Origin of the sequence: uncultured Arcobacter sp. (genome assembly GCF_937982575.1) — a bacterium.
Lineage (GTDB): Bacteria > Campylobacterota > Campylobacteria > Campylobacterales > Arcobacteraceae > Arcobacter.
Window position 1 is genome coordinate 71,964 of sequence record NZ_CALJLR010000009.1, and the last position, 23,625, is coordinate 95,588.

The following is a 23,625-nucleotide window of genomic DNA, read 5'->3' on the forward strand; positions in this document are numbered from 1 at the left end:
TAGTAATTATGATAACTATGATATCACTTATATCATATTTTTACGTAAAAAACACTTATTCAGATTTTGAAATAGAGCTTAATAAGTTCGTAAATGACTACTATTCTAATCAAAAAGCACTTCTGAAAAAACAAATAGATGTTGTAAATGATATCATAAAATATAATGCTACAAAAAGTGGTAGTACGGAGCAAGAGTTAAAAAATGAAACAATACGACTTTTAAATAATATATCCTTTGAAACTTCAAGGGGTAACTATATTTTTGTTTATGAAATTTTAGATATGAATGGTGGCGATAAGTTTGCTAAATTATTAGTTAACCCTAACAGACTAGATTTGGTAGGTACTGTAATTTCTACAAATTATGAAGATGCAAATGGAAAAAAATTTAGAGAAGATTTTTTAAATGATATAAGAACAAAAGGTGAGTCTTTTACCCAATATGCATATAAAAAATATTTATCCCCTCAAATAAATCAGAAACTCTCATACTTTAAACTTTATGAAAATTGGAACTGGGTTATTGCAGTAGGGGTTTATATTGACGATATTGAAAATGATATTGCTATAAAAAAAGAAGATTTAAAAAGAAAAGTAAAAACACAAACTATTCAAACCATATTTTTATTTATACTATTTTTATCTATTGGGATAGTTTTGACTATACTTTTAAGTGAAAGAATAGATGAGTTTTTTAAAGAGTACCGATTAGCGGTAAAAGCAAAATCAGATGCCCTAATTGAATTAAATGAGACATTAGAAAAAAGAGTTTCAGAAGAGATTGAAAGAAATAGAGAACAAGAACAGTTACTAGTACAAAAATCAAGACTTATAGCTTTGGGTGAAATGATATCTAATATTGCTCACCAATGGAGACAACCCCTTTCTGAACTCTCATCGATTTTGATGAACATAAAATTTAAACATAGCATGGAAAAACTAGATAAAGAGTCTATGGATAAAAAATCAAAAGAAGCAGAAGTAGTAATAGACTACATGTCTCATACAATAGATGATTTTAGAAACTTTTTTTTACCCAAAAAAGACAAAGAAGAGTTTTATATAATTGATGCAATTAAATCTGTAATGACAATTATATCTTCAGCCTTGGAGTTTAATAACATAAAAGTAGTGGTAACAGTTGATGAGAAATTAAAATTAAATACTTATATAAATGAGTATGAACAAGTACTATTAAATATAATCTCAAACGCAAAAGATATTTTGATTCAAAATAATATTGAAAATCCTTTAATAAAAATATTTGCAGAAAAACAGGAAAATAATATCATCTTATATATAGAAGATAACGCAGGTGGGGTTGAAGTAAATCCAAAAAGTAAAATATTTGAACCTTATTTTACAACAAAAGGTGATAGTGATGGAACTGGTATTGGATTATATATGTCAAAAATAATTATTGATAAAAACATGAAAGGTAAATTAAGAGTTCGTAATACAAAAGATGGAGCTAAGTTCGTAATTAGTGTTCCTGCATAGATATAAAAAAAGGGTGATAAGAAATATCTTATCACCCTTTTTTATTTTCAATAGTTCAATTATCCTGCAAACATTAAGTCTGGTAAGAATAGAGCTATTTGTGGAATATAAGTAACTAATAATAGTCCCACTAAGATTGTCAATGTCCAAGGCAATGTTGCTACAATAACATCTTTTATGGACATCCCTGTAAGTCCAGAGGTTACAAATAGGTTTAGTCCAACAGGTGGCGAAACCATTCCTAACTCCATATTGATAGTAATTACAATACCAAAGTGAATAGGGTCGATTCCTAAAGCAACAGCAACAGGAAGTAAAAGAGGTACCATAATCATAATAATTGCTGATGGCTCCATAAATGACCCTGCAATGATTAACAGAATATTTACCATAAGTAGGAACATATATTTATCAACATTTGCTTCAATTAATGCTTCTGTGATTCCTTGTGGAATATTTTCAATTGTTAAGAAGTGAGCAAATAACATAGCATTTGCAATAATAAACATAATCATTGCAGTTGTTTTTGCTGATTCTAAAGCAGTTGTATAAAACTCAGTTAGTTTTATATCTTTGTAAACAAATACAGAGATGAAAAATGCCCAAATAGCAGCAACTGCAGCAGCTTCAGTAGGAGTAAATATACCACCATAGATACCACCAATAACAATTACAATTGTCATAAGACCCCATGAAGCGTCTTTCATTTTTTGTAATCTTTCTTTGAATGGTGCTGGCTCACTTCTTTTAAATCCTAATCTTACAGCTCCAATATATGTTACAACCATCATCATAATACCTAACATGATACCAGGAACAACACCTGCCATAAACAATCTTCCAATAGAAACTTCAGCAGTAACTCCATATACGATTAATACAATAGAAGGTGGAATTAAAATCCCTAACGAACCAGCAGTTGCAATTGTACCAACAGCATATTTTTTAGGATAACCAGCTTGCATAATTGCACCAAACATAATAGAACCAATAGCAACAACTGTTGCAGGAGAACTTCCTGAAACTGCAGCAAATATAATAGATGCAAAAATTGCAGAAATTGGTAATCCACCAGGTAAGTGTCCAACAATTGATTTAGCAAATTCAATAATTCTTTGTGCGGCACTTCCTTTACTTAGCAAGTTACCAGCTAAAATAAACATTGGAATAGCCATTAGTGAATAATGCTCAACTTTTTCAAATATCATTGAAGAGATTTCAATAGGAGAAATAGGAGTAAATAGCATCATAGTAGTAAATGTTGCAGCTCCTAAACAAATAGCAATTGGAGCTCCAATTATTACTAAAAAGAAAAATAATCCAAATAATACAGCTACACTCATAGCATTCCTCCTGTTTTCTTTTCGACTTCTTTAACCATCTCATTTAGATGTTTAACGTTTTCATTGTCTTTATTCTCTTTAGCACCCATTCCCATACCAGCTAAAACTTGTTCCGCTTCACTCTCTTTTAGGATTCTTTCATGATTTGTAGAAAGTATTGCATGAATTCTTTCTGCAACTCTAAATGCACCAAAAGCAAATGAAATAGGAATAACAAGATATATTATCCACATAGGCATATTCCATAAATCAATAGATCTTTCATCTAAAGGAATAATTACTTCAGTAATATATAGAATTCCATAATATGAAACCGCTACTAAAAATATAAATGTTGCTGTATGTGAAAGTATCAACATCCCCTTAGCAACTCTAGAAGGCACGTTATCTAATACTATTGTAACTGCAATGTGTGCATCTTTTTTGAAACAATATGCTGCTGCAAAAAAAACACTCCATAAAAATAGATAAATAGTTAGTTCTGTTGCCCACGTTAATGATGCATCAAAAACATATCTCGCTATAACATTAGTAAATGCAATAACAACTCCTGCTGCTATACCAAAAGCAGCAATCTTTTGGTTAATATGACCTATGATTTTGCTTAAAAGTTTTATCATTGTATCTCCCCCTTATTTTGTGTTAAGAGCACCGTTAATTAAATCTTCTCCAATTAAATTATCATCATAAAATTTAGGATAGATTTTACTAACAGCCTTTTTCCAAGCAGCTCTTTGTTCAGGTGTTAACTTGAAAATTTCAAGTTTACCAGTACTTTTTGCATAATCTTTGATTAAGGCAAATTGCTCATCATTTAATTCTTGAGCCCAGATTCTCTCTTGTTGTGTTGCTTCATTCATTGCTTGAACAACATCTTTTTGTAAATCTTCAGGTAATGTTTCCCAGAATTTTTTAGACATCACTACAAGGTAACCTAAATAACCATGATTTGAAATAGTTAGATATTTTTGAACTTCGTGGAATTTTTTTGTATAGATGTTAGAAATTGGATTTTCAGCTGCATCTATAACACCTTGTTGTAAACCAGAATAAACTTCAGAAAAAGGCATCATCTGAGGATTTGCATCAAGAGCATGGAATTGTTCTTCAAGTACTTTTGAAGACATAATTCTAAATTTTTGACCAGCAGCATCTTCTGGATTAATTAAAGGTTTTTTTGAAGATGATAATTGTTTAAAGTGATTATCCCAAAAGTTAAGTGCTACATAACCTTTTGCATTAATCATATCTTTTAATTTATCTCCTACTTGACTATCCTGAACTCTATGTAAGTGCCCCATATCATTGAAAAGAAAAGGTAAGTCAAATAGAGCTAATTGAGGAACAATTTTACCAAACTTAGAAAAAGATGGAGCTGCCATTTGAACAGAATTTAAAGTTAAAGCTTTTAAAACAGCATTATCTTTATAAAGTTGAGAAGATGGATAAACTTGAACATCAATCTTCCCCTCTGAAAGCTCTTCTAACCTTTTTTCAAAAAAGTTTGCAGCTTTCCCTTTTGGTGTATTTGGGCTTACAACGTGTGAAAATTTAAGCACGTATTGAGATGTACTTGATTCTACTTTAGACGTATCTTTAGAATCATTTACTTTACTATCTCCACACCCTGTGAGTAAAAGTAAAGAAGTAACAGTTGCAATACTTACAAAACTTTTCATAGCAATTTTCATTTTATCTCCTTATATAGTATATATAAATTATAATAAAAAGTTGTGTAGATGTTATGTATTCTGGGATAGAAATTTATAATATTTTGTAATAATTGTAGAGTTTTTTAAGTAGATGTATCATCGGTTATACCGATGATACATGAAGATATAAGAGGAAGTTCTTATTTAGTGCTAAGAGCACCTTCAATTAAGTCTTTACCAATTAAATCTTCGTCGTAAAATTCAGGGTAAATTTTACTAACTGCTTTTTTCCAAGCATTTCTTTGTTCTGTAGTTAACTCAAAAATTTCAAGTTTTCCAGTAGTTTTTGCATACTCTTTAATTTTGTCAAATTGTGAATCATTTAACTCTTGAGCATATTCTCTTTCTTTTTTAGTTGCTTCAATCATAGCTTGTGCAACATCTTTTCTTAACTCTGAAGGTAATGATTCCCAGAATTTTTTAGAAACAACAACTAAATAACCTAAATAACCATGGTTAGAAATAGTTAGATATTTTTGAACTTCATGGAATTTTTTAGTATAGATATTAGAAATAGTGTTTTCTTGACCATCAATAACACCTTGTTGTAAACCAGAATAAACTTCAGAGAAAGGCATCATTTGAGGGTTTGCACCAACTGCATGGAATTGAGCTTCAAGTACTTTTGAAGACATAATTCTAAATTTTTGTCCTTCTGCATCAGCAGGTTTAATTAAAGGTTTTTCAGAAGATGATAATTGTTTAAATCCATTATCCCAAAATGATAGTGCAACATATCCTTTTGCTGTAACTAGACCTTTTAGTTTTTTACCAACTTGACTATCTTGTACTCTATGTAAATGATCTATATCATTAAAAAGAAAAGGTAAATCAAATAGAGCTAATTGAGGAACAATTTTACCAAATTTAGAAAAAGATGGAGCTGCCATTTGAACAGAGTTTAAAGTTAAAGCTTTTAAAACAGCATTATCTTTATAAAGTTGAGAAGATGGATAAACTTGAACATCAATTTTACCACCTGAAAGCTCTTCTAATCTTTTTTCAAAAAAGTCTGCTGCTTTTCCTTTTGGTGTATTTGGGCTTACAACATGTGAAAACTTAAGTGTATATTCAGCTGCTAATCCCGAAGTTGCTAGTACTGCAGTTGCAACTGCACTCATTACTAATTTTTTCATTTATTCTCCTTGGTTTTTGTAGTTAGAAAAAGTATAATTAAAAGTTATGTAAAAGTTATGTAATTAATCCTATAAATTCAACAAATTTTAAGTTAGCGTAGCAATAAAATAGCATTTGTAAAAAATGAATATTTTGTTTATATACATATTAAGTAAAAACTTCTACACATCTTTATACTAGCCCTCTAAAGTCTATTTTAACCATTTTTTAAACATTTATTTTATACAATAGCCCACTTTTTATGGAATATAAATGGAAAAATTTTAAAAGGACAATAATGGGTTGTAATTTAGATTTACTAACATCTTTTAAAGACAACTGTGGTTTTGGTTTAATGGCTGATTTAAAAAATAGACCAAGTCATGGTAACTTAGAAGATGCTATCCATTCGCTAGAACGAATGATGCACAGAGGTGCAGTGGCAGCTGATGGTAAAACTGGAGATGGGTCTGGTTTATTATTATCTATGCCTGATAAATTTATGAGAAAGATTGCTTTTAATGAAGGAATCGATTTACCAGAATCTTATGCTGTAGCTATGATATTTTCGCAAGAAGATTCTGAGTTAGATGTATTTATAGATTTTTGTGAAAAAAATGATTTAAAAGTATTATTAACTAGAAAAGTTCCTGTTGATACAGAAGCTCTTGGAGAACAAGCATTAGAGAGTTTACCAAATATAATACAAGTATTTGTGCGACCAAATAGCTTAATGTCATCAAAAAGATTTGATGCTATGCTATATCTTACACGAAAAGAGTGTGAACATAAATTAAGAGATAAAAAAGATTTTTATATTCCAACTTTTTCATCAAAAGTGATTGCTTATAAAGGGCTGATTATGCCTACTCATATCAAGCATTTTTATATTGATTTAAGAGATGAAGACTTTCAAATTTCATTTGCACTATTTCATCAAAGATTTTCAACAAATACTCTTCCAAAATGGAAATTAGCGCAGCCATTTAGATCTATTGCTCACAATGGTGAAATTAACTCAGTTGAAGCAAATAGATTTAATGTAGAAGTTAAATCAGAACTAATAAAATCTGAAGTATTTAGTGATGAAGAGATTCAAAGAATATTACCTATTTTACAAATAGGTTCATCTGATTCTGCTTCTTTAGATAATATGTTTGAATTTTTAATTGCAAATGGTGTTGACTTTTTCAAAGCTGCACGTTCGTTAGTTCCTGCACCTTGGCAAAATGCACCACAAATGGATTCAGATTTAAGAGCATTTTATGAATATGTATCTACTGCAATGGAAGCTTGGGATGGACCAGCAGCAGTATCTTTAACAGATGGTAGACATATTGGATGTTTAATTGATAGAAATGGATTAAGACCAGCAAAATATGTGATTACAAAAAGTCACAAGATGTATATTACTTCTGAGTATGGTACATTAGAAATTGATGAAAATAATATCTTAGAGAGAGGTAGATTACAATCAGGTCAAATGATTGGTTTAGATTTAAATCATGGAAAAGTTTTAAAAGAGGATGATATTAATGATTATCTAAAATCTTCTCAAAACTATGTTCAATGGTTAACTAAAGATATGGAATATTTGCAAGAGTATATCGATGAATCTTTCTTAGATACAACAGATTATAAAGTCAAAGAGCTTGAAACAAAACAAAAATATTTTAATATTACATATGAAGTATTAGACCAAGTAATTGAGCCAATGGCAAATGATGGTAAAGAACCAGTTGGATCTATGGGTGATGATACTCCAATGGCATGTTTTTCAAAAGTAAATAGAAATTTTACTGATTATTTTAGACAAAAATTTGCACAAGTAACAAATCCTCCAATTGACCCTTATAGAGAAAAAGTTGTGATGTCTTTAGAGACAGGATTTGGACCTATTCATAATATTTTGGATGAGAAACCAGAATATGCAAAAAGATTAAAAGTAGCAAGTCCTATTTTAATGAAAGAAAAATATGATGTATTGAGATCTTTTGGGGATAATACAAACCCAAGATATAACTCTTATTATAAAAATAAGGTTTTCTCAACAGTATTTAAAAAAGATTTAAAAGCTTCATTGGAAGTTTTAGCATTAAAAGTTATTAAATCTGTAAATGAAGATAATACATCTGTTGTAATATTGGATGATAGAAAAGGTACTAAAGATAATAAAATAATTCCAGCAGCTATGGCAGTTGGATATTTAAATAAAAGACTTTTAGAAGTAGGAATTAGACATCAAGTATCAATAGTAGCTGTAACTGGTGAAGTTTATGATGCTCATATGGCTGCAGTTCTTATTGCATATGGTGTTACTGCTATTTATCCATACATGATGTATGCTTCTGTTGTTTCACTTTTTGGTAGAAAAGAAATTACAAAATATGAGATGCAAAGATTACTTAAAAATACTCAGAAATCTGTAAATTCTGGATTATTAAAAATTATGTCTAAAATGGGTATATGTACGATTGCATCATACAGAAACTCTACACTATTTGATGTAATTGGTTTAAGTGATGAAATTATCAATGATTGTTTCCATGGAAGCCATTCGGACTTATGTGGTCTTACATATGATGATATAGAAGAGAGAATTGAAAAAATTCATTTTAATGCATATTATGATGATACTTATATGTTCCCTCTAAATTTAGGTGGTTTTTATAAATATATCAATGGTGGTGAATATCATGATTATGGTCCTGCTACTACTCTTGCAATGCACAATAAACAAGCAAGTGAAAAAGAAGAGATTACCGATTTTGATAAATTAAGAGAATTGGTAAATAAAAGAGATAAAAAATTTATTAGAGATTTCTTTGAATTCAATTCAGATAAAAAGTCAATTGATATTAGTGAAGTTGAGCCTTTAGCAGATGTATTTAAGAGATTTGCAACTGCTGCAATGTCTTTAGGTTCTATCTCTCCTGAAGCTCATGAAGCAATGGCAACTGCCATGAATACAATTGGTGGTATGAGTAACTCAGGTGAGGGTGGTGAAGACCAAAAAAGATTTGGAACAATTAAAAACTCTAAAATCAAACAAGTTGCTTCTGGTAGATTTGGTGTAACACCAGGTTATTTAAGAAGTGCTGAAGAGATTCAAATTAAAGTTGCACAGGGTGCAAAACCAGGTGAGGGTGGACAACTTCCAGGTCATAAGGTAACTCCATTAATTGCATCATTGAGACATACTGTTGCAGGTGTTACTCTTATTTCACCTCCTCCTCACCATGATATTTACTCTATTGAGGATTTAGCTCAGTTAATATTTGATTTAAAACAAATTAATACAGAAGCAAAAATCACAGTTAAATTAGTATCAACTATAGGTGTTGGAACAATTGCTGCGGGTGTTGCAAAAGCATATGCAGATAGAATTGTAATCTCTGGTGCTGATGGTGGAACAGGAGCTGCTCCTCTTACATCTATTAAGCATACGGGTAATCCTTGGGAAATGGGACTTTCTGAAGCTCACAATGCTTTAAAAGCTAACAGCTTAAGAGAGTCTGTGCATCTTCAAACTGATGGTGGTTTAAAAACTGGTCTTGATGTTGTAAAAGCTGCGATGTTAGGTGCTGAGTCATATGGTTTTGGTACAGCGGCTCTTACTCTTCTTGGTTGTAAGATTTTAAGAATATGTCATACAAATAAATGTTCTGTTGGTGTTGCTACTCAAGATGAAGATTTAAGAGCTCACTTTACAGGTACAGTTGAAAGACTTATCTCTTATTTTACATTTATAGCTGAAGATGTAAGAAATATACTTGCTACATTGGGTTATAAATCTGTTGAAGAGATTGTTGGTAGAAGTGATTTATTAAAAATTATTGATGATGAGTTTGCACAAAAATTTGACTTCCAAAATGTTTTAAGAAGAATTGATGGAATTGATACTTGTCAAAAAGAAAAAAATGAACCATATGATAAAAATGAGTTTGAAAAAGAGCTACTTAAAAAAGTACATAGAACAATAGAAAATCCTAAAATGCCAATAAAAATTAAAGAGACTATTTGTAACTTAAATAGATCATTTGGTACTTTGATTTCTGGTGAAATCGCAAAATATTATGGAGATAAAGGTTTACCTGAAAACTCTATTAATTTTGAACTTACAGGAATTGCTGGACAATCATTTGGAGCTTTATTATCAAAAGGTATGAACTTAAATCTTTATGGTGCAGCAAATGATTATGTTGGTAAAGGTATGAATGGTGGGAAAATTATTGTAAATACTCCGCACCAAGGTCCAGAGTTTGCAGGTGCAGGTAATACATGTTTATATGGTGCAACTGGTGGAAAGCTTTATGTAAGAGCAGCTGCTGGTGAAAGATTTGCAGTTAGAAACTCAGGATGTATTGCAGTTGTAGAAGGAACAGGAGATAATGCCTGTGAATATATGACAGGTGGTATTGTTGTTATATTAGGTGATACAGGTATCAACTTTGGTGCTGGTATGACAGGTGGATTAGCATTTGTATATGACCCACAAAAAGCTTTTGTAGATAAAATGAATCAAGAGTTAATTGAAGCTGTTAGAATTGATACTGATGATACAGAGAGAGAAAGATTATATTTAAAAAGATTATTAATGGATTATGAAAACGAGACTGAATCTGAGAGAACTCAATTTATTTTAGAGAACTATAGAGCAGAGATAAGAAACTTTTGGCTTGTAAAACCAAAAAATATGACAGTGCTACCATTAGATCCGGATAAGGGAGATTAAGATGTTAAACTTTACAAAATTTGAAAGAATTAATCCTGAAAAAAGAGATGTTTTACAAAGATTAAAAGATTTTGGTGAGATATACGAAGTTTTTGAAAAAACTAAAGCAAGAGAGCAAGCTGACAGATGTATGCAGTGTGGAGATCCATATTGTCATACAGGATGTCCATTAGGAAACTATATTCCTGCATGGCTAAAACAAACTGCAACTAAAAATCTAGACTTGGCATTTGCCTTATCTAATGAGACATCTCCTTTTCCTGAAATTTTAGGAAAAATTTGTCCACAAGATGTTTTATGTGAAGGTGCCTGTTCTTTAAATACTGGACATGGTGCAATATCTATTGGAGCTATTGAAACTTATATTAGTGAAAAAGCTTTTGAAAATGGAATGGAACCAAAATATCCAGGTGTTACAAGTGATAAAAAAGTAGCAATAATAGGTTCAGGACCTAGTGGATTATCTGCAGCAACATTTCTTTTAAGACGTGGTATTGGTGTAGAGTTATTTGAAAGATCTGATAGAGCAGGTGGTCTTTTAACTTATGGAATTCCAGGTTTTAAACTTGACAAAAATGCAGTTCAAAGAAGAGTTGACTGGCTAATTAGTGCTGGTATGAAACTACACTTGAATTGTGAAATTGGAAAAGATAAAGCTGCAAAAGATTTAGAAAAAGAGTTTGATGCAATTTATTTAGGAGTTGGAGCAACTTTAGGTAATTATATAGGAATAGAGGGTGAAAAGTCTTCTAATGTTCATTTGGCTATGGATTTTTTAACAGGTATTCAAAAAAGAAACTTTGGTAATACAACTGAAAAGTTTATTGATGTAACTGATAAGAATGTTATAGTTATTGGTGGTGGTGATACTGCTATGGACTGTGTGAGAACATCTGTTAGGGAAGGTGCTAGAACTGTTAAATGTCTTTACCGAAGAGATGAAGCAAATATGCCTGGGTCTAAAAAAGAGGTTGTAAATGCAAAAGAAGAGGGTGTAGAATATCTATTTAATGTATCACCTAAATCTTTTGTGGTTGAAGATGGAAAAGCCGTTAAAATTGAATTATTAACTACATCAATGAGTGAACCTGATGAATCAGGAAGACAAAAAGTAGTTATTAATGAAGGTAGTGAATATTTTGAAGAGGCTGATGTAATTATTCTTGCATTAGGTTTTAAACCAGAAGTTCCTGCATTTTTTAATGAATTAGGTGTAAATACAAACTCTTGGGGTGGCGTAGATACAAGTAATTACGTAACCTCAAATAAAAAAGTATTTGCAGGTGGTGATTGTCAAAGAGGTGCCCATTTAGCTGTAACAGCATCACTTGATGGTAGAGAAGCTGCAAAAGTTATTGTTTCAAATCTTGCATAAAATATGAGAGTATTTAATACTCTCATATACTAAAATAAATAGTTCCCAACCTTTAAAACTCTTTAAATTTCTTATTATTATTGAAACTATATAAAATATTGTTGTAATTAAAGAAATTATTAATAAATATTAGGTTATAACTCCATAATTTAATTTAAAAAATGGGGAAGTTAATATGTCTTTAATAATTACGGATGAGTGTATTGCGTGTGATGCTTGTAGAGAAGAGTGTCCTAATACTGCAATCGAAGAAGGGGATCCAATTTATATAATAGACTCAGATAGATGTACAGAGTGTGTTGGTCATTATGAAGAACCAGCATGTGTTGAAGTTTGTCCAGTAGATTGTATTATAGTTGACCCAGACAATCAAGAAACAATGGAAGAATTAAGATTCAAATTTAAACAGTTAGAGGAAGAAGAGGTATAACAAATGGCTAAAGTTACAACTGTTATAGACATTGGGTCTAACTCAATGCGTATGGTTGTAATGGAAAAAAGCAGCCGATTCTCCTTTCACCTTGTAAATGAAACAAAAGCTAGAGTAAAGATTTCAGAAGGCTCTTATGAAAATGGTGGGAACCTACAAGAAGTTCCCATGCAAAGAGCATATAATGCTTTGAAATCATTTTTAAGTATTTCAAAATCTTTAAAATCTAGAAAAATATTCTGCGTAGCAACCTCTGCTATGAGAGATGCCCCCAACTCTAAAATTTTTGTAAATAAAGTAAAAAATGAATTAGGTCTTGATATTAAAGTAATTGAAGGTGCTAAAGAGGCTTATTATGGTGGAGTGGCAGCTTTAAACCTTATAGATTGCAATGATTTTGTAACAGTTGATATTGGTGGTGGTTCAACAGAGTTTGCAATAGTAAAAAATAGAAATATTGAGCATGTAATATCTTTGGATATAGGAACAGTAAGATTAAGTGAATTATTCTTTAATAAAAATGATATTACTGGTGCACAAAAGTATATACTAAATAAACTAGAAGAGCTAAAAGCTTGTGGTTATGAAATACCAAGCACAGTAATAGGTATTGGAGGTAGTATAAGAGCTTTAAGTAAAGTAGTAATGAAAAAAAGTAGCTATCCACTAGATGTTATACATGGCTTTACTTATAATGTTGCTATAAATAACTATATATTTGACTCTATACTTAATGCAAAGAATACTAATACATTAAAAATAATTGGTGTAAAAAAAGAGAGATTTGATACTATCAAAGAGGGAACTTTCATATTTAGTACTATTTTAAATGAGTTAAATACCCAACAAGTAATTACTTCTGGTGCAGGGGTAAGAGAAGGTGTTTATTTAACTGATTTATTAAGAAACTCAAATTGTAAGTTTCCAAGTAATTTTAATGTAAGTGTTAGAAGTCTGTTAGATAGATTTGAAGTTGATGGCAAAATAAGTTCATACAATGGTTCTAATGCCTCAAAAATATTTGATGCCTTAAAGCCCCTTCATGATTTAGATGATAAGTATAGAACTTTACTTGTAATTGCATCTAAATTACACTCAATTGGAAATAGTTTAAACTATTATAAGGGAAATGATAATACAGCAGATTTTATCTTAAATGGATTGAATTATGATATTTCACATAGCTCTAGAATAATAGTTGCACATATTATAAAGTTTTCAAAAAAATCATTGCCATTACAAGCAGATATTCATAAATATGAGTTACTTCTTCCTTCCCTTGAAGTAATGCAATGGTTATCTTTTATGATCTCTTTAAATCTTCTAATAAATCAAGACCTATCTTCTCCAAAAGTAGAGTATAAATTAAAAAATAGTAAACTACATATTGAAATGCAAGAAGATATTTATTTAGTTAAAAGTGAACTAGATAGATTGCAAATGCCTAAGGGTGTAAAAATCAAAATAAAGTAGTTTATGAATCAAATAAAAAGATTAGCAATTGTAAAACTCTCAGCAATGGGTGATATTATTCACTCTATGGTTGCCTTACAATTTATTAAAAACAACTATCCAGATATTTTGATAGATTGGTTTGTAGAAGAGAGCTTTGCACAAGTTTTAGAAAATAATCCTCACATCAATAATATATATAAAGTAAATCTAAAATCAATAAAAAAGAATAAACTTGAAATTTTTAATCAAATAAAATTAATCAAAAACTATTCAAAAAATAGTTATGACTTAGTAATAGATGCACAAGGTTTAATAAAATCAGCAATAGTATCAAAACTACTAGGTAAAAATGTAGCAGGCTTTGATAAAAACTCTATTAGAGAAAAATGTGCCTCAACTTTTTATAATAAAAAAGTATCAATAGCTTATGATGAAAATACAATTGATAGAAATGTAAAAGTGTTATCTGACCCTTTAGGTTTTGATATAAGATCAAAAATGATTTTAGAAAAAGAGCCTTTTTTATTTTATAAAGATGAAGATCCTATTATTTATGATTTTTTAGATGATAAAAAGAAGAATATATTATTTGTTATTGGCGCAAGTTGGCAAAGTAAGATATACCCTAAAGAAAAGTTTGCTAAAATAATAGATAATTTAGATGAAAATTGTTTAATTGTTTGGGGAAGTGATTCTGAAAAAAATAATGCAAGTTTTATATCAAATATTTCAAAAGGAAAGGTTCTTCCCAAATTGGATTTAAATAGTTTAAAAGCTTTGGTTAGTAGGTGTGATTTAATTGTAGGAAACGATACTGGTCCTACGCATATGGCTTGGGCATTAAATATACCCTCTATAACACTTTTTGGAAATACACCAGGGTATAGAAATACATATCAAACAAACATAAATAAAGTTATTGAATCAAGTAGTGATGTAAATCCTTTAAAACTAAATAGGGAAGATTTTTCTATTATTGATATTGATGAACAAAAGATTATAAATATGGTTAAGAGATTATTGAATGAAGCGTAAGATTAAGGACTATTTTCGGTATTTTCTTTACCGATTATTTCAATTTATATTTTTAATTATGCCTAGATGTGTAATGAAAAAACTTCTTGAAATATTAGTTTCATTAGTCTTTAAATTTAATAAAAAACACAACCAAATAGCAATGGCTAATTTAGATTTAGTTTATGGTGATAGTTTAGACATAAATAGAAAGCATGAGATTCTTTACAACTCTTATAAATCATTAATTTTTAATATGTATGAGTATATGGAAAATCAAACATTGAAAAAAGATAAGATACTTGAGAAAGCAGATGTTATCAATGCTGAAATTATTGAAAAAGCAATTAAAGATAAAAGAAAAATCATATATATGACAGCACACTATGGGGGATGGGAATTGTCTTTGCCTTATGTTGCCTTGAAGTTTGGAAAACTAGCCGTAGTTAATCGTAAAATGGATAATCCACATATTCACAAACTCTATGAAGAAGTTAGAGGTCGAAACAATATTACTATGCTTGAAAAAAAAGAGGCTGCAAAAGGAATGATAAAAGCATTTAAAGAAAATAAAGCAGTCACAGTAGTAATTGATCAACACATTGGTCGTGGTTCAGAAGTTGAATTTTTGGGACATAAAGATATAGCAACGGACGTAACCTCACGATTGGCATTGAAGTTTGATGCGATTATTATTCCTATTTTTACATTGTGTAATGATTTTAGAAACTATACAATCAAGGTATGCGAACCTATTGATATAAGAACTTTAGAGTTTAAAACAGATAATCATGTAGATGAACTTACTCAAATGCAAACAGATATAATAAGTAAACAAATTCTTGAAGTGCCAGATTTTTGGTTTTGGCAACATAAACGTTTTAAGAAATATCATGAATATATGTATAAAAAGAATCAAAATGCATAAGTCATTGATTGAAGTTGCAAAAGAAGAGGTTATCACAAATCCCCATGAAATTTTCAGTATAACTTATAAAAATGAGAAATATTGGGTCAAAAAAGCACGAGCTACTCAATCAAAATGGAATCATCGCTTTTTTTATTTTCTATTTCCATTTGATGCCTTGATACCCTCAGAGAGTAAAACAGGAGTTCAATGTATTGAACATGAAACTTCAAAACTTGATATCTTTCGTGCACACGGCATCAATACCCCTGCAGTTATTTATAAAAATGATGAGTTTTTTATTTTAGAAGATTGTGGCGAGACACTTAATACACTTACACGAGATAAATCTATTAGTGAAGAGAAGATGTACTATTATATGGATAAACTACTTTTTGAATTGGCAAAAATACATAAAGTAGGGCTGTATCATGGAGGGGCACAAACTCGAAATTTTACATATAAAGAGGCTAAAGTGTATGCAATTGACTTGGAAGAGAGTTTTAATCCTAATATTGACATAAAGGTTTTACAGTTTCGTGACTTTACACTTTTACTACTCTCTTTTGTAAAAATACGGGTTAACTTTGATTTGGATTATAATTATGTTATTCGAAAGTATGTTGAGTTAAGTGGAAATAAAGAGGTTCTTAAAAAATTGAAAAATATAGCTAATAAAACCTCTTTTTTAATCTATTTAAGTGAACTAAAGTTTATAAAAAAAGTATTGGGCAGTGATGTAAAAGGATTTTCCAAACTTCTAAAAATTTTAAAATCATTATAAAAGAGTTAAAATGGAACAAAAAATTAAAAAAGTATTAATTATAAGATGTGGAGCTTTAGGTGATTTAGTTTATTCTACTTCAGTCATCGATGCTTTACGTTATGAGTATGGAGAAAATACACAGATTGATTTTTTGACAACACCTATAAATGCGCAATTATTTAAAAACGATCCACGGGTTAATCAATTATTTTTTTTAAAGCATAAAAAGTTTCCTATTTTATTAAGTCCTCAAAAACAGGCACTTATTAAGCACTCTAGAAATTATCCTTATGATCTTTTGATTAATTTTGAGATGGGAAAACAGTTTAAGTCTTTGGTAGAAAAAGTAGAAGCTAAAAAAAAATCAGGATGGTTTTCTGAAGAAATCCATATTACAAAAACACATATGGTTGAAATTTGTAAAGAGTTTTATAAAAGTTCAATTTCCCAAGAAAATATGAATAAATCATTTCCAAAACTTTTTGGTGCTAATTTTGAAGAGGTTAAAAATAGGTTTAATTTACCTGATAAATATCTTGTATTTAGTCCTAGTAATTCACATAACAGAAAAAAAGGCTTAAACTATAGAGCCTGGCCTCATAAACATTGGAAAAAACTTTTGTCGCTGGTTCCCAATAACATGCCAGTTGTATTAATTGGAGCTAAAGGAGAAGAGGCTTTTTTTGAACCTTTAAAACCATATAGTAAGAATGTGATAGATTTAGTAAGTAAAATGAGTATTCCCATGATGATAAGCGTGGTAGAACATGCAAAGGCTTTGGTAGTTACAGATACAGGGACAGCTCATATTGCATCAGCTGTTAATACACCCGTTTTTTGTCTTATTGGTCCTACACCAAGTGAAGAAACCGGTCCATATAAAACACCCTTCAATCAAGTTGAAGTTATTAAGGCAAATCTTCCTTGCAGTCCATGTTATAAAACTGAAGTAATGAAAGAGTGTCAATTTAATGAATGTATGGAAAAAATTACACCTGAAAAAGTCATTAATAGGTTATCTTTAGCAAACATATTATAAAATAAATAACTATATAAAAGAAAGAAGAGAGATATGAAGGGAATTATATTAGCAGGTGGAAGCGGTACACGATTGTATCCAATTACAAAAGGTGTATCAAAACAACTTGTTCCTATTTATGATAAACCTATGATATATTATCCACTTTCAGTTTTAATGCTTGCAGGAATTAAAGAGATTCTTATCATCTCTACACCTCATGATTTACCACGATTTGAAGACCTTTTAGGAAATGGAACTAACTTAGGAATGAAATTTTCTTATGTAGAGCAGCCAAGTCCTGATGGATTAGCACAAGCCTTTATCTTAGGAGAAGAGTTTTTAAATGGTGATGATGCCTGCTTGGTACTAGGTGATAATATTTTCTATGGTCATGGCATGACAAAACTTTTAGCACAATCTGTACAAAACGTAAAAGATGAAAACAAAGCAACTGTGTTTGGGTACTACGTTAAAGACCCTGAACGATATGGAGTTGCAGAGTTTAATGAAAATGGAGATGTTATCTCTATTGAAGAAAAACCTGAGGAACCAAAATCAAACTATGCAGTTGTAGGACTATATTTTTATCCTAATGATGTGGTTAAAAAAGCAAAAAACGTCAAGCCATCTGCACGAGGTGAGTTAGAAATCACAACTTTGAATCAAGACTATTTAAATGAAGAGCGATTAAAAGTAGAGTTGATGGGAAGAGGGTATGCATGGTTGGACACAGGAACTCATGAGAGCTTACTTGAAGCCTCATCATTTATTCAAACCATTGAAAACAGACAGAGCCTTAAAGTGGCATGTTTAGAAGAGATTGCTTATGAGATGGGATATATTACAAAAGAGAAGCTTTTAGAACTAGCAGAACCACTAAGAAAGAATCAGTATGGGCAGTATTTAATTACACGGGCGAATCAAGGACGAGGAATTAAGTAGTGCAGTTTATACGAACAGAAATTTCAGATGTAGTGATTTGTGAACCTATTGTTCATGGTGATGAGAGAGGATACTTTGTAGAAACATTTCGATCAGATAAGTTAGAAGAGTTTTTAGGATATACAATCAACTTTTCTCAAGACAATGAATCTAAAAGTTCACGAGGTGTTTTACGAGGTTTACACTATCAATTGGCTCCTCATGCACAAACAAAACTTGTACGAGTAATTGAGGGAAAAGTTTTAGATGTGGCTGTGGATATACGAAAAGAGAGTTCAACCTTCGGCCAACATGTGGCTGTGGAGTTAAGCGGTGAAAATAAACGACAACTTCTTATTCCAAGAGGCTTTGCTCATGGGTTTGTGGTTTTAAGTGAAACGTGTACCTTTGCTTATAAGGTGGATAACTACTACAGTCCTGAGTGTGACAGAGGAATTGCTTTTGATGACAGTGATTTAAATATCGATTGGAGAATCCCACATGAAGAGCTACAGTTGTCTCCTAAAGATAGAGTACAACCTAAGTTAAGTCAAACCAATGACTTATTTGACTTTGGAGTTAATTACTATGTCTGATGTTTTAAATATTTTAGTTACAGGTTCTAATGGACAGCTTGGCAGTGAAATTAAAGAACTTGCACCTCAATATAAATATAATTTCTTTTTTACTTCTAAAGATGACTTAGACATATCAAATAAAGAAGATGTGAAGGCACTTTTAGAGGCAAAAAATATTGAAGTTATTATCAATTGTGCCGCATATACTGCAGTTGATAATGCAGAAGATGATTTTGAAATAGCAGATGAAATAAATCATTTTGCTGTTAAAAACTTAGCTTCTCTTGCAAAAGAAAAGAGTATTGTCCTGATACATATTTCAACGGACTATGTCTTTGATGGAACAAATTGCACTCCTTATAAAGAGAGTGATACTACTAATCCTAATGGAGTGTATGGTAAAACAAAACTTGATGGTGAACAAGCAATGCAAGAAGTGAATCCCTCAGACTCTATTATTATAAGAACATCGTGGGTCTACTCTTTTTATGGGAATAATTTTGTTAAAACAATGTTGAGACTTGGAAAACAGAGAGATGGTTTAGGTGTAATATTTGATCAAGTTGGAACACCAACATATGCCAAAGATTTGGCAAAAACTATTTTAGATATTCTTCCCCAAATTAAAAATAAGAATGTAGAGGTATACCATTATTCAAATGAAGGTGTCTTATCGTGGTATGATTTTGCTAAAGAGATTATGAAAATGGCCAAAATAAAATGTGGTATTAAACCACTTGAAACTTATCAATATCCTACTAAAGCTGTAAGACCTCATTATTCTGTATTAAATAAAGCAAAGATAAAATCTACTTTTGATATTGAAATTCCCTTTTGGAAAGATGGTTTAGATGATTGCCTTAAAAGATTAAATGAGAGAAAGTAGGAGTATAGCAAATAATGTTTGATAATAATAAATCAATTTTAGTAACAGGATGTGCGGGTTTTATTGGCAGTAACTTTGTCCCATACTTTTTAGACAGATATAAAAACTATAATATCATCAATTTAGATTTACTCACCTATGCAGGAGACTTAGAAAATTTAAAAGAGTGTGAAGATAATGCACGTTATAAGTTTATCAAAGGGGATATTTGTAACCGTGAACTCGTGGAGTTTATATTCAGTGAATATAATATTCAAGGAGTCATTCACTTTGCAGCAGAATCTCATGTTGATAACTCTATTAAAAATCCAGGCATATTTGTACAAACCAATGTTAATGGTACTTTTACCCTGATTGATGTTGCATATAAATATTGGATGGAAAAGCCATTTATTTATAACGAGCAATATAAAAATTGTCGATTTCATCATATTTCAACCGATGAAGTGTATGGGACACTTTCTGAAAACCCAAAAGAGTTATTTACAGAAACTACACCGTATGCTCCAAATTCCCCTTACAGTGCCAGTAAAGCAAGTAGTGATATGATTATTCGTGCCTATAATGAAACGTATGGGTTAAATACCGTTATTACAAATTGCTCAAATAACTATGGTCCAAAACAACATGATGAAAAACTCATCCCTACAATTATAAGAAAAGCATTGGCAAATGAACCTATACCAATTTATGGTGATGGAAAAAATATACGGGATTGGTTGTATGTGCTTGATCATTGTAAAGGGATTGATATGGTTTATCATACAGGTAAAAACAGTGAAACCTATAATATTGGTGGAAGAAATGAGCGAACAAATCTGCAAATTGTAAATAAAATTTGTGAAATACTGGATGAAAAGGTTCCTTCAGAGAAGTCATATAAAAAGCTTATTACATTCGTAGAAGATAGAGCAGGTCATGATAGACGCTATGCAATTGATGCAACGAAGTTAGAAAATGAACTTGCTTGGAAAGCAGATGAGAATTTTGACAGTGGAATTGTCAAAACCATTGAGTGGTATTTGGAGAAATATAAAGGAAAACTATGTTAATTAAAGCTCAATATTCCGAGGGTGCAGATCGTAATGAAATGATTAGATTTATAACTAATTCTCCAAAGACTTCACTTGAAGTTGGTTGTAGAGAAGCTAAACATTCGAAGTTATTGAAAGAAACATTTCCTTCTTTAAAAGAGACATGGGGAATTGAACCAGATAATAATGAAATCTTAATAAAACAAGCAGAAACTAATTTAGATTATTTTATTAATGATTATCTTACTACAGATACGCCAGGCTTATCAAAAAAATATTTTGACTTAATAGTTTTTAATGATGTATTAGAACATATGTATGATCCTTGGGAAGTATTAATTATGACTAAAGAGTTATTAACTGAAAATGGTATTATTGTAGTTTCACTACCTAACATCAGACATAGAAGTGTATTAATTGATTTGATTTTTAAAGATAAATTTGAATATAAAGATCAAGGAATTTTAGATGTTACACATATTCGATTTTTTACAGAAACAACGATGAAAAAGCTTTTAGCTGATTGTGGTTATGAAGTTTTAAAAATCGAAAATACTGTTGATTATAAAAACAAACCATTAAAAAGGGTTTTGAAGAAAATAAGGTATCTTATTACACCTAAAGTTTTCAGATCTATTAATATCTGGCAATTTGGTATTACTGCAAAAGTTAAATAAAAGAGAATTGATGAAAAATAATTTACCTAAATGTAGCATAATAATTTCAGTATACAAAGATACCAAAAGTCTAGATATAATTTTAGAGAGTTTATCTGAACAAACAATTGTTCCTAATGAAGTTATTGTATCAGAAGATGGTGACAGTAAAGAGATGTCCGAGTATATTCCTATTGCTCAACAAAGATATGAAAACTTAAATATACAACATTTATTTCAAGAAGATATAGGATGGAGAAAAAACAGAGCTCTCAACAGAGCGATTGTTGCTGCGTCAAATGAGTATTTAATTTTTATTGATGGTGATTGTGTTCCTTACTCTACATTTATTGAAGGACATTTAAAAAGTGCACAGCAAAACATGGTTTTATGTGGTAAACGGTTTGAAATGGGTGAAAAGATAAGTGAGAGAGTAAAACAGAGAGAATTAAAGGTATCTAAAATTGGAAAAAACTTTTTATGGTATTTACCTACATTATTAAAAGATGATGTACGGCATCCTGAAGATGGATTAACTTTTTCTCCTAATAGCTGGATAAGTAAATTAATCCATAAAAGATATGTAAGACACATAGTAGGGTGTAACTTCTCTTGTTTTAAAGAGGACTTCTTAAAAATCAATGGTTTTGATGAAACATTTGTTTTGCCTTGTGAGGGGGAAGATGTAGACCCAAGTTGGAGATTTAGAGAAGTTGGAGTTGAATTAAAGTCGTGTAGAAATGTTGCTAATATTGCACATATTTATCATAAAAAAAGATTTGGTAATGATGAGGGTGCAATAAACAGAGCTATTATGGAAAAGAATAAAAAAGAAAATTTTTTCTATTGTAAAAATGGTATTAATAAGGAAGGTGAATAGTTGAGTTTAACATTGACATTAAGAAAAATAAATTATAAATTTATATTAAACTATTTTATTGTTGCATATGCTTTTTGCTTACCTATTTCAAAAGCTGGAATTTCACTTTTTGGTGGTCTTCTTATCTTATTTTGGCTACTTGATGCTAATTATAAAGAAAAGTATTATGCAATAAAAAACAATACATTAATTCTATCTTTAATAGCTTTTATTAGTTTTAGTGTTTTATCTGTTTTTTGGAGCTCTGATACTTTTTTTGCTTTAAGTTATTTAAAAAAATATTGGCATTTATTTCTTATTATTGTTATTTATACTTCTTTGGATAAAAAGTATATTAAATATATCTTTTCTAGCTTTTTAGCAGGTATGTTTATTAGTGAAATTATATCATATGGAATTTTCTTTGAATTTTGGACAAAGGAAGGGGTAAGTCCAAATGACCCTAGCCCCTTTTTAGATCATACCAGCTATAGTGCATTACTTGCATTCACCATATTTATTCTAATGTATAAAATTATGTTAATAACAAATATTAAATGGCGTATTTTTTATTTAATTTACTTTTTTACAGCAGTTTCAAATTTATTTATTAATGGTGGTCGAACTGGTCAAGTAATTTTTTTTATTGGAATTATAATAATTGGTTTTTTTAATATTAAATGTAAATTTAGAGCAATATTTGTTTCACTTTTAGGGGCACTACTTTTTTTTATTGCTGCATATAATATAAGTCCAGTATTTAAAAGTAGAATGGATACTGCACTTCTTGATATGAAAAAAATGGTTTATGAAAATAATTATCGTGGTTCACTGCCTGCAAGAATTGCATTGTGGAAAATAGGAAGTGAGAATTTTTTATCATCTCCTTTAATGGGGACTGGGATTGGAGATGAAGCACAGAACTCAAAAGAAGATATAAAAAGATATCAGTTAGAATCCTTTATGAGTACCAATGGAGTATTTCATTATGTTGATTATCATAATGCCTTTGTACAATATTTAGTTCAGTTGGGTATAGTAGGATTTCTTCTTTTTTTAAGTATTTTTTATTTTTTTATAAAAATAAAAATTCAATCATGGGTTTATTTTAATTTAAAATTATTATTTATAGGAGTATATATTTTATGGTCAATGATAGGTTTGACTTTTCATTTAAATACATCTCTCGTTTTTTTTGTTCTATTCTCTTCAGTTTTTATGAAGATAGCTTATTTTGAAAAAATTGAAAAGAATATAAACTAAATGCTTTTCAATAGCTATGAATTTATATTTGTCTTTTTGCCCATAACCTTTT

General features: G+C 30.1%; 20 protein-coding genes. 16 read left to right on the top strand and 4 right to left on the bottom strand.

Features of this window, described 5'->3' with window-relative positions:
* Window positions 1–17: 17 nt before the first annotated feature.
* Window positions 18–1,502 carry a cache domain-containing protein gene (locus tag Q0617_RS08735; protein ID WP_298752511.1) on the top strand — a complete coding sequence of 495 codons (1,485 nt, stop codon included), beginning with the start codon at window positions 18–20 and terminating at the stop codon, window positions 1,500–1,502.
* A 59-nt stretch (window positions 1,503–1,561) separates the two neighbouring features.
* Here the strand turns inward: Q0617_RS08735 and Q0617_RS08740 are convergent, their stop codons facing one another.
* The 4 genes from Q0617_RS08740 to Q0617_RS08755 form a co-directional block, all read right to left on the bottom strand.
* Entirely contained in the window at window positions 1,562–2,845 is a 1,284-nt protein-coding gene (locus Q0617_RS08740; RefSeq protein WP_298752513.1) for a TRAP transporter large permease subunit, read from the bottom strand.
* The gene (locus tag Q0617_RS08745; protein ID WP_298752515.1) at window positions 2,842–3,465 is read right to left on the bottom strand and encodes a TRAP transporter small permease; all 624 of its coding nucleotides are present in this window, start codon (window positions 3,463–3,465) and stop codon (window positions 2,842–2,844) included. Before Q0617_RS08745 ends, Q0617_RS08740 begins: the two co-directional genes overlap by 4 nt.
* Window positions 3,466–3,477: 12 nt before the next feature.
* Complete coding sequence (locus Q0617_RS08750; RefSeq protein ID WP_298752517.1) at window positions 3,478–4,536, bottom strand: TRAP transporter substrate-binding protein; 1,059 nt, start codon at window positions 4,534–4,536, stop codon at window positions 3,478–3,480.
* A 161-nt stretch (window positions 4,537–4,697) separates the two neighbouring features.
* Window positions 4,698–5,693, bottom strand: coding sequence for a TRAP transporter substrate-binding protein (locus tag Q0617_RS08755; RefSeq protein WP_298752519.1), 996 nt, complete (start codon window positions 5,691–5,693; stop codon window positions 4,698–4,700).
* A gap of 278 nt (window positions 5,694–5,971) precedes the next feature.
* Between Q0617_RS08755 and gltB the strand changes: the two genes are divergently transcribed.
* The 15 genes from gltB to Q0617_RS08830 all read left to right on the top strand — a co-directional run bounded on the left by gltB (window position 5,972) and on the right by Q0617_RS08830 (window position 23,573).
* The gene (gene gltB, locus Q0617_RS08760; protein WP_298752521.1) at window positions 5,972–10,408 is read left to right on the top strand and encodes a glutamate synthase large subunit; all 4,437 of its coding nucleotides are present in this window, start codon (window positions 5,972–5,974) and stop codon (window positions 10,406–10,408) included.
* A gap of 1 nt (window position 10,409) precedes the next feature.
* Window positions 10,410–11,783 carry a glutamate synthase subunit beta gene (locus Q0617_RS08765; RefSeq protein ID WP_298752522.1) on the top strand — a complete coding sequence of 458 codons (1,374 nt, stop codon included), beginning with the start codon at window positions 10,410–10,412 and terminating at the stop codon, window positions 11,781–11,783.
* A 175-nt stretch (window positions 11,784–11,958) separates the two neighbouring features.
* On the top strand, window positions 11,959–12,213 hold the full coding sequence (locus Q0617_RS08770; RefSeq protein ID WP_298752523.1) for a YfhL family 4Fe-4S dicluster ferredoxin: 255 nt from the start codon (window positions 11,959–11,961) through the stop codon (window positions 12,211–12,213).
* A 3-nt stretch (window positions 12,214–12,216) separates the two neighbouring features.
* Window positions 12,217–13,686: a Ppx/GppA phosphatase family protein gene (locus Q0617_RS08775; RefSeq protein WP_298752525.1), complete on the top strand. Its 1,470-nt coding sequence runs from the start codon at window positions 12,217–12,219 to the stop codon at window positions 13,684–13,686.
* Between the two features lie 3 nt (window positions 13,687–13,689).
* Window positions 13,690–14,703, top strand: a complete 1,014-nt coding sequence (waaC, locus tag Q0617_RS08780; protein ID WP_298752527.1) for a lipopolysaccharide heptosyltransferase I — start codon at window positions 13,690–13,692, stop codon at window positions 14,701–14,703.
* Window positions 14,693–15,610 (top strand): lipid A biosynthesis acyltransferase, encoded by a 918-nt coding sequence (locus tag Q0617_RS08785; RefSeq protein ID WP_298752529.1) that lies wholly within the window; start codon window positions 14,693–14,695, stop codon window positions 15,608–15,610. Before waaC ends, Q0617_RS08785 begins: the two co-directional genes overlap by 11 nt.
* A complete protein-coding gene (locus tag Q0617_RS08790; protein WP_298752531.1) occupies window positions 15,603–16,373 on the top strand; it encodes an RIO1 family regulatory kinase/ATPase in 771 nt (256 codons plus the stop codon). Before Q0617_RS08785 ends, Q0617_RS08790 begins: the two co-directional genes overlap by 8 nt.
* A gap of 10 nt (window positions 16,374–16,383) precedes the next feature.
* On the top strand, window positions 16,384–17,394 hold the full coding sequence (locus tag Q0617_RS08795; protein WP_298752533.1) for a glycosyltransferase family 9 protein: 1,011 nt from the start codon (window positions 16,384–16,386) through the stop codon (window positions 17,392–17,394).
* A gap of 33 nt (window positions 17,395–17,427) precedes the next feature.
* Window positions 17,428–18,318 (top strand): glucose-1-phosphate thymidylyltransferase RfbA, encoded by an 891-nt coding sequence (gene rfbA / locus Q0617_RS08800; protein WP_298752536.1) that lies wholly within the window; start codon window positions 17,428–17,430, stop codon window positions 18,316–18,318.
* Window positions 18,318–18,893 (top strand): dTDP-4-dehydrorhamnose 3,5-epimerase, encoded by a 576-nt coding sequence (gene rfbC, locus Q0617_RS08805; protein WP_298752540.1) that lies wholly within the window; start codon window positions 18,318–18,320, stop codon window positions 18,891–18,893. Before rfbA ends, rfbC begins: the two co-directional genes overlap by 1 nt.
* Window positions 18,856–19,761 (top strand): dTDP-4-dehydrorhamnose reductase, encoded by a 906-nt coding sequence (rfbD, locus tag Q0617_RS08810; protein ID WP_298752542.1) that lies wholly within the window; start codon window positions 18,856–18,858, stop codon window positions 19,759–19,761. Before rfbC ends, rfbD begins: the two co-directional genes overlap by 38 nt.
* Before the next feature lie 14 nt (window positions 19,762–19,775).
* Window positions 19,776–20,813, top strand: a complete 1,038-nt coding sequence (gene rfbB / locus Q0617_RS08815) for a dTDP-glucose 4,6-dehydratase (RefSeq protein WP_298752543.1) — start codon at window positions 19,776–19,778, stop codon at window positions 20,811–20,813.
* Entirely contained in the window at window positions 20,807–21,472 is a 666-nt protein-coding gene (locus tag Q0617_RS08820) for a class I SAM-dependent methyltransferase (protein ID WP_298752545.1), read from the top strand. Before rfbB ends, Q0617_RS08820 begins: the two co-directional genes overlap by 7 nt.
* Before the next feature lie 10 nt (window positions 21,473–21,482).
* On the top strand, window positions 21,483–22,331 hold the full coding sequence (locus Q0617_RS08825) for a glycosyltransferase (RefSeq protein ID WP_298752547.1): 849 nt from the start codon (window positions 21,483–21,485) through the stop codon (window positions 22,329–22,331).
* A complete protein-coding gene (locus Q0617_RS08830) occupies window positions 22,332–23,573 on the top strand; it encodes an O-antigen ligase family protein (RefSeq protein WP_298752548.1) in 1,242 nt (413 codons plus the stop codon). It begins immediately after the preceding gene.
* The last annotated feature ends 52 nt before the right edge of the window (window positions 23,574–23,625 follow it).